This window comes from Dinoroseobacter sp. S76, assembly GCF_049801095.1.
Taxonomy (GTDB): Bacteria; Pseudomonadota; Alphaproteobacteria; order Rhodobacterales; family Rhodobacteraceae; genus Dinoroseobacter.
The window spans coordinates 270,330-284,167 of sequence record NZ_JBNAGH010000003.1; the positions used below are offsets into that span (position 1 = coordinate 270,330).

Genomic DNA, 13,838 nt, shown 5'->3' on the forward strand with positions numbered 1-13,838 from the left:
CGCGTAGGAAGGCGCTAAGAAACATGGTTAACGCCCCTTCGGACGCAAAAAGGCCGCCAACACTGTGGCGGCCTTTCCAGGGATTGTTGTCAGTTTGGTTACAGAGACACGACCTGGGCCGCTCCGGTGGCCACGGCCTGCTCAGCCGCGACGGCGGCTACGGCCAGATCCTGCAGCCCGACACCGGTCCCGTCAAAGAGCGTGATCTCGTCATCGGAGGTCCGCCCCGGGTGATCGCCATTGATCACGCGCCCAATCGGCGTGACATCGGCCTCGGTGATCGCGCCCGAGGCGATGGCATGCTGGGTCTCGCCGATGGTGGTGGATTGCGCCACCTCGTCGGTGAAGAGGGTCGCCTTGGCCACGAGGGCGGCGTCGACCTCCTGCTTTCCCTTCGTGTCCGTGCCCATACAGGCCAGATGGGTGCCGGGCTTGATATAGTCCGCCGCGATCAGCGGCTCAAAGGCCGAAGTGATGGTGATGATCACGTCCGATTGCGCGCCCAGCTCCTCGCGGCTGGCGGCCTCGAAGGGGATCCCAAGCTCGTCAGCAACCTTGCCCAGATTGGGGATCATGTCCGGATGGGGGTTCCAGCAGACGACCTTCTCGAAGTCGCGCTGCTCGACCGCGGCGCGCAGCTGGAAGGTGGATTGATGGCCCGCGCCGACCATGCCGAGCACCTTGGCGTCCTTGCGCGCGAGCTGGTCGATGGAAACCGCCGAGGAGGCCGCCGTACGGATCGCGGTCAGGTAGTTGCCCCCCACGAGCCCCTTGAGCTTGCCCGTATCCGGGTCGAAGAGGAACACCGTGGATTGGTGGTTGATGATGCCCTTGGCCATGTTGTTCGGCCAGTAGCCCCCCGCCTTGACGCCCAGCACCATGCCCGCCTTGTCGAAACCGGACTTGAACCCGTAAAGCGCGTCCTCATGGCCGATCGCCTCGCGGATCACCGGAAAGTTGTACGCGTCGTCCCGGGCCATGGCGCCGAACACATCGCGCACGGCGGTGAAGGCGAGATCGCGGTCGATGACCTTCTGGCAGACCTCTTCGGTGACGATGACGAGCCCGTCCGTATCCAGTTTCTTGAGCATGGGTGCCTCCCCTCAGATGGCAGCTCCGCCTCGGGCGTGGGGACGCCTCCGGCGGGAGTATTTCAGGAACAATGAGGGGGTGGTGCGCGCCACCCCCGCCCTTGTCAGTGGGCCAGATCAGTAGGCCAGGCCGCGGGCCGTGACCGGCCAGAGGGCTTCGACCTTGCCGCCGCGCACGCCTACATACCAGTCATGGACGTTGCAGGTCGGGTCGCAGTGGCCGGGGACGAGCTTGAGCTTGTCATTGACCTTGAGCTTGGCATCGGGATCCGCGATCACCCCATGCTCGTCGGAGCATTTGACGTAGGTCACATCATCGCGGCCATAGATGAAGGGCAGGCCGCTATCCACGGATTGCGCCTTGAGGCCCGCATCGCAGATCGCCTTGTCCGCCTTGGCGTGGGACATGACCGAGGTCAGGATGAAGAGTGCGTTTTCCCACTCGCCCTGGTCGATGCGGTTGCCATCCTTGTCGAGGATCCGGCCATAATCCGCATCCATGAAGGCGTAGGAGCCGCATTGGAGCTCGTTATAGACGCCGGAATTGCCCTCGAAATAGTAGGAGCCCGTGCCGCCGCCGCCGACGATGTCACACTCCAGCCCCTCGGTTTTCAGCGTGTCCACGGCGTCCTTCACCATCGCCACGGCGATGTCGATCTTGGCCTTGCGCTCATTGTAGTCGTCGAGATGCTGCATCGCGCCCTGATAGGCTTGGATGCCCGAGAATTTCAGGCCCGGGGCCGCATCGATGGCCTTGGCGATCTCGACCACGGCGGGGGTGGTGGTGACGCCGCAGCGTCCCGCGCCGCAGTCGATCTCCACGAGGCATTCGATCTGGGTACCGTGCTTGGTAGCCGCAGCCGAGAGGTCCGCGACGTTTTCAATGTCATCTACACAGCAGATGGCGCGCGCGCCCAGACGCGGGATCCGCGCCAGACGGTCGATCTTGGCCGGGTCGCGCACCTGGTTCGACACGAGCACGTCCTTGATGCCCCCGCGGGCAAAGGCCTCGGCCTCGGACACCTTCTGGCAGCAGACACCGCAGGCGCCCCCCAGTTCCATCTGCATCTTGGCCACATCGACCGACTTGTGCATCTTGCCATGGACCCGGTGGCGAACCCCCATCTCCTTGGCGAAGTTGCCCATCTTGACCACGTTGCGCTCCAGCGCGTCGAGATCGACGACGAGGCAGGGGGTCTGGATATCAGCCTCGGACATGCCGATGGCAGCCGGAATGTTGTAGCCCACTTCGAGCTCTGCGAATTTCGCTTCTGCGTTCATGTCTTGGCTCCCCTTAGCCCATGATCCACGGCAGCTTGTCGAGATCGACATTGCCGCCCGTTACGATGACACCGACGCGCTTGCCGGCGAATTTTTCCTTGTTCTTCAGAATGGTGGCGAGCGGCACGGCGCAGCTCGGCTCCATGACGATCTTCATCCGCTGCCAGGTGATCTTCATGGCATCGATGATCTCCTGCTCCGAGGCGGTGAGGATGTCCGACACGTGGTTGGACACGAAATGCCATGTCAGATCCTTCAGCGGCACCTTCAGCCCGTCGGCAATCGTCACCGGCGCATCATCGGCGATGATGTGACCGGCCTTGAAGCTGCGATAGGCATCGTCGGCCTGCTCGGGCTCGGCGGCGATGATCTGCACCTCGGGGGCGATGTTGCTGAGCGTCAGGCAGCAGCCCGAGATCATACCGCCGCCGCCGATGGGCGCGATCACCATGTCGAGCCCGTCGGTCTGCTCCATCAACTCGCGCGAGCAGGTCCCCTGCCCCGCCACGACCCGCGGATCGTTATAGGGATGGACGAACTCGGCCCCGGTCGCAGCCTGGACCTCGGCAAAGACCGCTTCGCGAGAGGTGGTCGAGGGCTCGCATTCGGTGATGATCCCACCATAGCCCCGCACGGCGGCCTTCTTGGCCTCCGGGGCTGTGCGCGGCATGACCACATGGCAGGGGATCCCCCGCCGCCCGGCGGCATAGCTCAACGAGAGCGCATGGTTGCCGGAGGAATGGGTCGCCACGCCCTTGGCCGCCATCTCGTCACTCAGCCCGAAGACCGCGTTCGAGGCGCCGCGTACCTTGAAGGCACCCGCCTTCTGGAAGTTCTCGCATTTGAAGAACAGCTCCGCGCCCGTCAGCTCGTTGAAATAGGACGAGGTCAGCACCGGCGTGCGATGGATATAGGGTTTGATCCGCTCATGGGCGGTGACCACGTCCTCATAGGTCGGGATCACCGGAGGGTCGATCGTGTCTTTCATCACGTCCTCACGCTGCTTTGGCGAGGCTTGCGCCCGCCGTGGTCCGGTAGAACTGCTGGGCGGCGGCGACACCGGAGCCCAGCTCGATCGGGTAGTCGAGATCGGCCATGGCCATCTCGATTGTCGCGAGGCCCGACAGCATGGTCACATCCGTCAGCGCGCCCAGATGGCCGATCCGGAAGGCGCGGCCATTCATCTCGCCCAGACCCACCCCGAAGGAAATGTCATAGGTGTCGAAAGCGTGCTGGGTCAGCGCGTTGCTGTCAAAGCCCTTGGGAACGTAGATGGCGCTTACCGTGTCGGAGTAAAGCTCGGGCCGCTCGGCACAGAGGCTCAGACCCCAGGCCGAGACCGCGCGGCGCACCCCCTCGGCAAGGCGGAAATGGCGGGCATAGACGTTCTCCATCCCCTCTTCGGCCAGCATCTTGAGGCTTTCGGCCAGCCCGAACATGAGCTGGATCGGCGGGGTATAGGGATAGCCGCCCGCGCCGTTGGCTGCGAGCATGTCGTCGAAGCTGAAGAAGGTGCGCGGCAGGGTTGCCGTGTCGCGATAGTCGAGCGCCTTCTGGCTGACGGCGACGATGCACATGCCGGTAAAGAGCATGAAGCCCTTCTGCGAACCGGTGATCGCGATATCCACGCCCCAGCCGTCGAAATCGAAAGGCATGGAGGCCAGGGAGGACACGCAATCCACCATCAGGAGCGCCGGATGATCCGCGCTGTCCATGGCCCGGCGCACAGCCCCGATATCCGAGCGCACGCCGGTCGCGGTCTCGTTATGGGTCACGAGAACCGCCTTGATCCGGTGAGACTTGTCCGCCGCCAGCTTGGCCGCGAACAGATCCGCCGGCGCGCCCGTGCCCCAGGCGCATTCAATGATCTCGACATTGAGGCCGTGACGCTCGCAAAGGTCGATCCAGCGGTGGCTGAACATGCCGTAGCGCGCGATCAGCACCGTGTCGCCGGGCGAAAGCGTGTTGCTCACCGCCGCTTCCCAACCGCCCGTACCACTGGCCGGGAAGGTGATGATCTCGGCACTCTTGGTGTTGAAGATCTTGCGCACACCATCGAACAGCGCTGGAAGCATCGCGCCGAATTCCGGCGAGCGGTGATCGCGGGTCTGCACATCCATGGCGCGCCGCAGACGATCCGGGACATTGGTCGGCCCGGGGATAAAAACTGGGTTTTGCTCAAACATGGTGCAGTCCTCCTTTGAGCAGCACCATAGACAGGGTGATCTATTTTTCCAATTTTTTCGAAAACATTTTTCGTTTTTGGAAAAATACAGTTTAGCGCCTGTTTTTACACTGTTTTTGAATTTCCAAAGAAAGTTATGTGCGCACTATTGAAAATATTTTTCACTGCGAGATACTCTTAGACAGCCAGACCGGAGTGAGCATGACCGACTCGACATCCCCCCAGCGACGCAGCCGTGGGCGCCCGAAAAACCCCTTCTCTGACACGCAGGCCAGCACCATTCAGGCACTGGATCGCGGGCTCTCTGTACTCAGCGCGCTCGCGCGGGATGGGGGTGGGACGCTCTCGGATCTCTCCATGCGGTTGGGCATGCCCGCCTCGACCGCGCACCGCGTCCTCGCGACCCTCGAAAAGCACGGCTATGTGGATATGGACGAGGCGACGCAGACCTGGCGCGTGGGCCTTGAGGCGTTCCGCGTCGGCTCCAGCTTCATGCAGCGCACGAACCTTCTGGAGGTCGGGCGCAGCACTATGCGGACCCTGATGGAGCAGACCGGCGAGACCGCGAATATGGGGATCGCCGATAGCGACCATGTGGTTTTCATCGGGCAGGTCGAGACCCATAACCCGATCCGCGCCTTTCACCGTCCCGGCTCTCGCGGGCCCATGCATGCCTCGGGGATTGGCAAAGCCCTTCTGGCGGCGATGGCGCAAGGGGATACGGAAAAACTGTTGCGGCGTACCGGGTTGGAGCAGTTCTCGCCCAAGACCCTGACCGCGCCCGATGCCCTGCTCAGCGATCTGGCCGAGGCCCGCGCGCGCGGCTGGGCCTTCGACAATGAAGAGCGGTTTGAGGGGATGTGCTGCGTCGCGGCCCCGATCTATGACAGCTTTCAGGAACCTGTGGCGGGCATCTCGGTTTCGGGGCCCTCGGCGCGGTTCTCGCCCGCCGCCCTGCCTGGTCTCGGCGAAGCTGTGCGCGCCGCGGCAGCCGAGGTCACGGCACGGATCGGCGGGCAGGCCCCGCGCATGGCTGCGGAGTAACCCGTCTGCTCAGCCCGCCAGATGGCAGGCGACCCGCGCCCCGCCGATCTCGCGCAGCTTGGGCCGCTCGGCACTGCAGCGCGCCTCGGCCATGGGGCAGCGCGGGTGAAAGGCACAGCCCGAGGGCGGGTTGATCGGGTCCGGGATCTCGCCTTTCGGCGGATCCACCTCACGTCCGAACCCATCCATTTTCGGCGCCGCCGCCAGCAGCATCTGGGTATAGGGATGACGTGGTGTGTCGAAGAGGGTCGCGGGATCCGCCTCCTCCACCAGCCGTCCGAGATAGAGCACCCCGATCCGGTCCGCCATATGTTGGACCACGGTCAAGTCATGGGAAATAAAGAGGTAAGTCAGCCCGAACTCATCTTTTAGGTCGGACATCAGGTTCAGCACCTGCGCCTGAACCGACACGTCGAGGGCCGAAGTTGGCTCGTCACAGACGATCAGTTTCGGTTCAGAGGCGAGGGCGCGGGCGATGCAGATCCGCTGACGCTGACCGCCGGAGAACTCGTGGGGGAACTTGCCCGCATCCTCGGCCGAAAGACCCACCTGCTCCAGCAACCGCTCAGCAAGGCCCTGGGTCTGGCCGCCCCGGGCGGCGACGGGTTCGGCGATGATGTCACGGACGCGCCAGCGCGGGTTCAGGCTCGCAAACGGGTCCTGAAAGATCATCTGGATGTCCGAGCGCACCGCATCCAGCGCCGCCTCATCGGTCTCGCGCGCGAGGTCTATCCCGTTGATTTCAACACCGCCTTCGGAGGGTCCGAGCAAGCCGACCACCATCTTGCCGATGGTGGATTTGCCCGATCCGCTCTCGCCCACAAGGGCGTAGACGGTCCGTTCCTCCACATCGAAACTGACATCGGAGACAGCGGTCAGGATGGATTTCGGCAGCCGTTCCAGCACCCGGTTCAGCCAGGGTTTGGAGACGTCAAAGCGGCGGCTCAGGTCCTTGACGGAGACAAGGGCTGTCATGGGTTTCCTCCCTGCAGACCGGCGTCGGCCCCGGGTCGGCCCCCTGTCGGACTTGTGTCGGGCAAGTGTCGGGCACCTGCGTTCGGTGGTGTTGCGTCGCCCTCGGGCGCCGCGCCATCCATCGGATAGAGGCAGGCAGCGCGCGCGCCGGCCTCGATCACCGGGCGCGGGTCCTGACGGCACCGCGCCTGCGCACGGGGACAGCGCGGGTTGAATGCACAGCCCTCGGGCAACCGCCCGAGCCGGGGCATGGAGCCCGGGATCTGGTGCAGACGCGCCAGCCCCTTGGAGGCAAGCGGCGTCGAGCCCATGAGCCCGTGGGTGTAGGGATGGCTGGGCGTGGTGATCACGTCGCGCACGGGACCAAGCTCGGCCAGACGCCCGGCATACATCACCGCGACCCGGTCCGCCGCCTCGGCGATCACGCCCATATCATGGGTGATCAGCATCACGGCGGTCCCGCGCTCCCGGCAGAGCCGCTTCAGGAGCGCGATGATCTGGGCCTGCACCGAGACATCGAGGGCCGTGGTCGGCTCGTCGGCGATCACCAGGCTCGGCTCCGCACAAAGCGCGAGCGCGATCACCACCCGCTGACGCATCCCGCCCGAGAACTCGTGGGGATAGCTGTTTACCCGCTGGCGGGCGGCGGGAATGCCGACCTCCTCGAGGGCGGCGATGGCCCGCTCCTCGGCCTCGGCGCGGGAGATCGGCAGATGGGCCAGCATCGTCTCGGTCAGCTGATCGCCGATCCGCAGGAGCGGGTTGAGCGAGGTCAGCGGGTCCTGAAAGACCATGCCGATATCCTTGCCGCGCACCCGGCGCAGGGCATCGATCCCCAGCTGGTCGATGCGCTTGCCATTGAGCCAGACCTCGCCGCTGGAGATATGGGCGGGCGGGTTCAGAAGGCCGATCACGGCGTTCCCGGCCATGGATTTCCCGGCTCCGGATTCGCCCACGACGCCGAGGATCTCCCCCGGTGCGATATCGTAGGACACGTTGTCCACGGGCCGCAGCACGGCGTAGCGGGTCGGAATATCCACGGTCAGATTGCGGATGGAGAGAACCGGCTCCGTCATGAAACCCTCCGTTCTTTCAGCTCAAAAGGCCCGAAAAGCCGCCCGATTTCCCGGCAAAGCGTCGCGGAAACGCGCAAATCGGATGCGGGCGGCGTTGCGGGCTGCGGCAAATGCTGCGTCGCAGCATCACCAATGACGCAACGCTGATGATGCTGGGTCATAGTCTGGGCCAGCTGCTGAAGACGCATCGCAACGACTGCTGAAGGAGTGCCCCATATGTGCCTATCAACCCAAGCCCTCGTCCTGTTCCTCAACGTCATCGGCTCGGATCTGGTGACCACCGATCCCGGACGGATCATCGTGGCCGCCGAGACCGGGGACGTGCACTGGGTGCTCACCTCCGATGATGAATGGTGCACCATGGCGCCCCAGCTCGACCGATTGGCGCGGTTCTCGCCCGTCCACTGAGCGGTCATCGCAGCCTCGGGTTCAGGGCGTCGCGCAGCCAGTCGCCCAGAAGGTTCACACTGAGCGCGAGCACCAGAAGCGTGACCGCCGGGAAGAAGAGGATCCACCACTCGCCGGAGAAGAGGAAGCCCTGCCCGATCCGGATCAGCGTGCCAAGTGACGGCTGGGTGGGGGGCGCGCCGACGCCGAGGAAGCTCAGGGTCGCCTCGGCGATGATCGCGAGCGCCAGCGAAATCGTCGCGATGACCAGCACCGGCGAGAGCACATTGGGCAGGATGTGGCGCAGCATGATCGCGCCGGAGCCCCGCCCGATCAGGCGCGCCGCCTGGACGTATTCCTTGTTCTTCTCGACCAGCGTGGCGCCCCGAACGACCCGCGCGAACTGCACCCAGTCCGACAGGCCGATGGCCAGGATCAGCACCCAGATCGCCATTTGATCGCGATATTCGACGGGCGTGATGCCCTTGGCGATCCCGAAGATCAGCATGGCCACGAGGATCGCCGGGAAGGTCAGCTGCACATCCGCCACGCGCATGATCAGCGTCTCGACCCAGCCGCCCACATAGCCCGCGATCAGGCCCAGTGTGACCCCCAGCACCATGGCGAAAAGCACCGCCGCGAAGCCTACGAAAAGCGAGATCCGCATGCCGTAAAGGATCGTCGAGAACACGTCCCGCCCCTGATCATCCGTCCCCAGCCAGAAGACATCGCCGGTGAACGCGTTCGGCTGCATCGGCTGCGAGAACCCGTTCATCAGGTTCAGGGAGGCGGGGTTGAACGGGTCATAGGGGGCAATCAGCGGCGCCAGGACCGCCGACAGCACCAGGAGGAGGACCAGCGCGAAAGAGATCATCGCCACAGGCGAGCGGCGGAATTTCCAGGCGAAATCCGATTGCCAGGCCACGGCGAGGCGCGAAGGTTCTTTCACCGGGGTCGGTGTTTCATTGGGCATATCCGTCATCTCAATGTCCTCCGGACCCGGAGCGATCCACCCGCAGGCGCGGGTCAATCGCGAAATACAGCAGATCCACGATCAGGTTGATGCCCACGAACATCACCGAGATCAGCATCAGGTAGGCGGCCATCACCGGGATATCGACGAACTGGATGGCGTTGATGAAAAGAAGCCCCACACCGGGCCATTGGAACACGGTCTCGGTGATGATCGCGAAGGCGATGATCGAGCCGAGTTGCAAGCCCGTGACCGTGATCACCGGGACCAGCGTGTTCTTCAGCGCGTGGCGGAAATTCACCGCCTTCTCGGTCAGCCCACGCGCCCGGGCAAAGCGGATATAGTCTTGTCGGAGCACTTCGAGCATTTCGGATCGCACCAGCCGCATGATCAGAGTCATCTGATAGAGCCCGAGGGTAATTGCCGGTAAGATCAAGGCCTTGAGCCCTGAGGCCGTGAGGAACCCCGTGCTCCAGCCGCCGAGATCGACGACCTCCCCACGTCCGAAACTTGGGAGCCAGTTGAGCTCCACGGCGAAGACATAGATCAAGAGGATCCCGATCAGGAAGGTCGGCAGGGACACCCCGATCAGCGAGACGGACATGACCATGCTCGCGGCCCAGCCGTCGCGGCGGATCGCCGTGAAAATGCCGAGGATGATGCCGAACCCGATGGCCAGCACGCCCGAGACGGCGGCCAGTTCGAGGGTTGCAGGGGCGCGCTCCAGCAGGATCTCGGCCACGGGGCGCGACTGCCGGTAGGAGATCCCCAGATCGCCCTGGAAGGCGCGGCTCAGGAAGTTCCAGTATTGCACGAGGAAGGGATCATCGAGACCAAGCTGCGCGCGCAGACGTTCGATATCCTCCAGCGTGCGCTCCTGCCCGAGCAGGTTGTCGATCGGATCCCCGACGAAGCGGAACATCGAGAATGCGACCAGACCGACGATGAGCAGAACGACCAGCGACTGCACCACCCGGCGAATGATAAATGCGAGCATGCACCCTCCCCAAACTGCTCTCCGTTGTCCCGCGACCGGCTGACGCGGTCAAGGGCTCTGTCGTCTGCCCGGGCCCGCGCCGTTGCGGCAAGCAGCAGCTGGCGCGCCAAGGGGCGAAAACCGTTGCCCCCTGCCCAAGCGGGAGGCATGCTCAGAGCAGACTCCGCGCGCAGGGGGCCGCGCGATCCGCCACCGCGCCCTGCCCCGCCCCAGCCGGACCATTTTTCAGGAGGACCCTTTCATGACCCGATTGACCGTCTTGGCCGCACTGGCCGCTGTCGCCCTGCCCTCGGCGGGCCTGGCCACCTGCGCCACGGATGCGGAGGTCGCCAGCTTTGTCGAAGATTACCTCGCCAAGACCCCGACCAAAGCGCTCGGCGTGAACGCCACCATGGAGGAGGCGTTCTGCACCCAGGCGAAAGTCGCCAAGGCGCTCGAGCCCCATATGGGTCCGGTGGTGGGCTACAAGGCCGGGTTGACCAGTGACCGCGCCATGGAGGCGTTCGGCGTCTCCGAGCCCGTGGCCGGTGTGCTCTATCGCGACATGTTCCTCGAGGATGGCGCGACCGTGACCGGCCCCCACGGGGCGCGGCCGCTTTTCGAGGCGGATCTGGTTCTGGTCGTCGGCAGTACCGCGATCAATGAGGCCGAGACCGGTGCGGATGTGATGGATGCCATCGCCTCGGTCCATGGCTTCATCGAACTGCCGGACCTGATGTATGCCAAGGATGAGCCCCTGACCGGCGCCACGATCACCGCGGGTGGCGTGGGCGCACGCGCGGGTGTGCTGGGCCCGGCGATCCCGTTTGAGGATGGTGGCGCGATGATCGACCTACTGGCCGAGATGCAGGTGCGCGTCACTGATGCCGAGGGCACCGTCCTGTCGGAGGCACCGGGAGCCGCCGTTCTGGGCAACCCCCTGCGCTCGGTCATCTGGCTACGCAGCACGGGCATCACCTTCAAGGAGGGGGACATGATCTCCGTCGGATCCATCGGCCCGCTCATGCCGCCCATGAAGGCCAAAGGCATGGCCAAGGTCGAATATCTCGGCCTGCCGGGGAACCCCAGCCTGACGGTGAAGTTCGAATAGGCCCAACGGCGCTCGGTCTTTTCGGGAGTGGCGCAGGGCTTTCATAGGATAGACAATGATACAAGTATGACAGACCCGACCCCGACACCTCCGCCGGCACCGACACCGGCCTCAAAGGACCCGCTTCTGCCGGTGAAGATCGTCTATGGCCTCTACGCGGTGGGGTATTTCGTAGGGCTCACGAGTCTCGCAGGCCTGATCTACGCCTATATCACCCGTGGATCCGATCCGGTGGCCGACAGCCATTTCACGTTCCAGATCCGGACCTTCTGGATCGGTCTGGGGATCGGGATCGTGGCAGTCATCCTGCTCACCATCGGGATCGGAGTTCTCGTCTGGATCTTCCTCGTGGTCTGGGGCCTGACCCGGGTGATCTCGGGCTTTGTGCTGGCCAATGACGGCAAACCGATCAGCGGCACGAAATACGCCGGAATCCTCGCGGTCTAGTCCGGCGCGAGGCGCGGCACCGCAGGTCCGGTGCCGCCAGAGGGGGTTACCCGGCGAGACGCGCGCCCCCGGCACCCGGAGAAGACCGCCACCCGAACGCTCCGAGGAGGAGACCGGCGAGCGCGACTTCAATGGCCAGCGCCCAGAGAATGCTCGACGAGGGCACCCCGTCGGCCAGCAGGCTGACCACCCGCCCGGCGGGAAAGCTGAGATAGACCGTCAGCGCCACCTTGAAGGCGAGCGGCGCGAGCGTGGCGCGCCATACGCCAGAGAGCATGATCGCCCCGAAGCTCGCGAGCCCCGCCCCCGGCGCGCGCAATTCGCTCATCAGGTTCGGGGAGTGATCCAGGGCGATGCCGTAGCTCGCATAGAACGCATGGGGCATGAGCAGGATGGAGAGGCCGATGGCCAACGCCGTGAAACCGCTGAGACCAAGCGTGATTTTCTGAAAACGGGAGAGATGCATCTGTGTAGTCCTTGGTGAGAGTTGATGACCAAGGAATAGGATGCGCGGGCGGCCAGGGTCTTGACCCGCCATGCCAGCCTTTTGACCGTGGCGGCCAAGGTGCCATTTGCGCCTTGCCCCAAACACGAAAAACGGCGCGGTTCGAGACCGCGCCGTTTCAGGCCGTCAAAGCCCGAGTGGCTTTAGTTCATCGTCACCCAGCGCAGGATGAAGAAGTTGTCCGGGCGTTGGGTCAGGCTGACCGTGTCGCGCGCGCCCCAGACCAGGGGCTGGACGTAGAGGGGCACATAGGCCGCCTCGTCCTGCAGGATCCCGGTGACCTCGTCGAGCATGGCCTGACGTTTGGTGTCGTCGATCTCGGACTGGATCATCGGCAGAAGCTCATCGACCCGCGCGTTCGAGAAGCCGCCGAAGTTCCACGAGCCCAGCTTCTTCTCGGCATTCGGGGTCGAGGCAAGGAAGCGGATCGGATGCTCGGCATCAAAGGTGCCCGGGGACCAGCCCAAGAGGTACATGTCGAAATCATCCTCGCGCAGGCGCGGCCAGTAGCCCCGGACGGGCATGGTCTCGAGCTCCGGCTGGAGGCCGATCTGCGACAGCATCGAGGTGACCGCCTGGCACACGGCCTCATCGTTCAGATAGCGATCATTGGGGCATTTCAGCCCGAAGGAGAAGCCCTCGGGATAGCCCGCCTCGGCCAGCAGCGCGCGCGCCGCCTCCGGATCATAGGCGGGACGGTCCGCGAGGCCTGCGGAATAGCCACGCATGGCCGGGCTGACGAGCTGGCTCGCAGGCTCCGCATTGCCGCGCATGATCGTCTGCAGGATCGCGGGCACATTGATCGCCTGGGACACCGCCTGGCGGACGCGCAGATCCGTGAACGGGTTCCCCGGATCATCGGATTGCGAATACTTCAGGCTCTCGGCCTCATGGGGGAAGCCCAGCATGATGACCCGCGCCTCGATCCCCTGGATCACCTGCACGCCCGCCTGACCCGAAAGCCGCGCGGCATCCTGGATCGGCACAGGGTTGATCATGTCGATATCGCCCGACAGCAGTGCTGCCACGGCGGTGGCCGGGTTCTGGATCGGTGTGAACTCGGCGCGAGTGATGTTGTGCTCCGCCTCGCCCCACCAGCCCGCGAAGGGCTCCAGCACCGTGCGCAGGCCCGGCTCGCGCGCGGTCACCTGGAAGGCCCCGGTGCCATTGGCGTTCAGCGTCGCGTAGTTCCCGGTCTCCTTGTCGGGCAGAGCGGCGCCATTGGCCTCGGCCCAGCCACTGTCGAGGATCATCCAGTTCGCGATGCTGTCCGGGAAGATCGGGTTCGGGGCCGAGGTCATGATATCGACCGTGTAGTCATCCACGACCTTCACCTCGGAGACGGGTGCGAACCAGCTGCGGGTATCCGAGGATTCGTCCGACGCCCGCTGATAGGAGAAGAGCACATCTTCGGCCGTGAAGGCCGCGCCATCATGGAAGGTCACGCCCTCGCGCAGGGTGAAGCGCCAGCCCTCGCCATCGCCGATCGGCTCCCACCCGGTGGCGAGCGCAGGCTCGATCGCCATGTCCTTGCCGCGCCGGACAAGCCCCTCATAGACGTTGTTGAGAAAGCCCAGAACCGGGGCGGAGTTGACCGCGTGGGGGTCCATGGTCTGCGGATCCGTGGTCGAGGCCCAGCGGAACTCGTTGGCCGAAGCCGGAACCGCGACAAGCAGCGCCAGCGCGGTCGAGGTCAGCAATCGCGTCATGATCTGTCCTTATGTGGTCTATGCAGCAACCCGCGCAGCATGACGCCAAAATGTCGCAGGGTCATCGCGAAAACGCGC

Annotated in this window: 14 protein-coding genes; 4 read left to right on the forward strand and 10 right to left on the reverse strand. The window is 64.6% G+C overall.

Going from position 1 to position 13,838, the window contains the following annotated elements; genetic code table 11:
• Positions 1-98: 98 nt before the first annotated feature.
• The 4 genes from bhcD to bhcA form a co-directional block, all read right to left on the reverse strand.
• The gene (gene bhcD / locus ACP153_RS10900) at positions 99-1,091 is read right to left on the reverse strand and encodes an iminosuccinate reductase BhcD (protein ID WP_424971014.1); all 993 of its coding nucleotides are present in this window, start codon (positions 1,089-1,091) and stop codon (positions 99-101) included.
• 117 nt (positions 1,092-1,208) lie between these two features.
• A complete protein-coding gene (gene bhcC, locus ACP153_RS10905) occupies positions 1,209-2,372 on the reverse strand; it encodes a 3-hydroxy-D-aspartate aldolase BhcC (RefSeq protein WP_424971015.1) in 1,164 nt (387 codons plus the stop codon).
• Between the two features lie 13 nt (positions 2,373-2,385).
• The gene (gene bhcB / locus ACP153_RS10910; protein ID WP_424971016.1) at positions 2,386-3,360 is read right to left on the reverse strand and encodes a beta-hydroxyaspartate dehydratase BhcB; all 975 of its coding nucleotides are present in this window, start codon (positions 3,358-3,360) and stop codon (positions 2,386-2,388) included.
• Between the two features lie 7 nt (positions 3,361-3,367).
• A complete protein-coding gene (gene bhcA, locus ACP153_RS10915; protein WP_424971017.1) occupies positions 3,368-4,558 on the reverse strand; it encodes an L-aspartate--glyoxylate aminotransferase BhcA in 1,191 nt (396 codons plus the stop codon).
• A gap of 200 nt (positions 4,559-4,758) precedes the next feature.
• Here bhcA and bhcR point away from each other — a divergent pair, with 200 nt between their 5' ends.
• Positions 4,759-5,601: an HTH-type transcriptional regulator BhcR gene (gene bhcR, locus ACP153_RS10920; protein ID WP_424971018.1), complete on the forward strand. Its 843-nt coding sequence runs from the start codon at positions 4,759-4,761 to the stop codon at positions 5,599-5,601.
• 9 nt (positions 5,602-5,610) lie between these two features.
• Here the strand turns inward: bhcR and ACP153_RS10925 are convergent, their stop codons facing one another.
• Both ACP153_RS10925 and ACP153_RS10930 read right to left on the reverse strand, forming a co-directional pair.
• On the reverse strand, positions 5,611-6,576 hold the full coding sequence (locus ACP153_RS10925) for an ABC transporter ATP-binding protein (RefSeq protein ID WP_424971019.1): 966 nt from the start codon (positions 6,574-6,576) through the stop codon (positions 5,611-5,613).
• Positions 6,573-7,652: an ABC transporter ATP-binding protein gene (locus ACP153_RS10930; RefSeq protein ID WP_424971020.1), complete on the reverse strand. Its 1,080-nt coding sequence runs from the start codon at positions 7,650-7,652 to the stop codon at positions 6,573-6,575. Before ACP153_RS10930 ends, ACP153_RS10925 begins: the two co-directional genes overlap by 4 nt.
• 216 nt (positions 7,653-7,868) lie before the next feature.
• Between ACP153_RS10930 and ACP153_RS10935 the strand changes: the two genes are divergently transcribed.
• The gene (locus ACP153_RS10935) at positions 7,869-8,060 is read left to right on the forward strand and encodes a hypothetical protein (protein ID WP_424971021.1); all 192 of its coding nucleotides are present in this window, start codon (positions 7,869-7,871) and stop codon (positions 8,058-8,060) included.
• A gap of 4 nt (positions 8,061-8,064) precedes the next feature.
• On the opposite strand, the gene ACP153_RS10940 is transcribed toward ACP153_RS10935, so the two are convergent.
• Together ACP153_RS10940 and ACP153_RS10945 are read right to left on the reverse strand one after the other, a co-directional pair.
• The gene (locus tag ACP153_RS10940) at positions 8,065-9,021 is read right to left on the reverse strand and encodes an ABC transporter permease (protein WP_424971022.1); all 957 of its coding nucleotides are present in this window, start codon (positions 9,019-9,021) and stop codon (positions 8,065-8,067) included.
• Between the two features lies 1 nt (position 9,022).
• On the reverse strand, positions 9,023-10,009 hold the full coding sequence (locus tag ACP153_RS10945) for an ABC transporter permease (protein WP_424971023.1): 987 nt from the start codon (positions 10,007-10,009) through the stop codon (positions 9,023-9,025).
• 241 nt (positions 10,010-10,250) lie between these two features.
• Between ACP153_RS10945 and ACP153_RS10950 the strand changes: the two genes are divergently transcribed.
• Both ACP153_RS10950 and ACP153_RS10955 read left to right on the forward strand, forming a co-directional pair.
• The gene (locus tag ACP153_RS10950) at positions 10,251-11,099 is read left to right on the forward strand and encodes a 2-keto-4-pentenoate hydratase (RefSeq protein WP_424971024.1); all 849 of its coding nucleotides are present in this window, start codon (positions 10,251-10,253) and stop codon (positions 11,097-11,099) included.
• Positions 11,100-11,165: 66 nt separating this feature from the next.
• Entirely contained in the window at positions 11,166-11,546 is a 381-nt protein-coding gene (locus tag ACP153_RS10955; RefSeq protein ID WP_424971025.1) for a DUF4870 family protein, read from the forward strand.
• A gap of 46 nt (positions 11,547-11,592) precedes the next feature.
• Here ACP153_RS10955 and ACP153_RS10960 read toward each other — a convergent pair whose 3' ends face one another.
• The gene (locus ACP153_RS10960; protein WP_424971026.1) at positions 11,593-12,012 is read right to left on the reverse strand and encodes a DUF4345 domain-containing protein; all 420 of its coding nucleotides are present in this window, start codon (positions 12,010-12,012) and stop codon (positions 11,593-11,595) included.
• Positions 12,013-12,194: 182 nt separating this feature from the next.
• The gene (locus ACP153_RS10965) at positions 12,195-13,760 is read right to left on the reverse strand and encodes an ABC transporter substrate-binding protein (protein ID WP_424971027.1); all 1,566 of its coding nucleotides are present in this window, start codon (positions 13,758-13,760) and stop codon (positions 12,195-12,197) included.
• Positions 13,761-13,838: the final 78 nt, after the last annotated feature.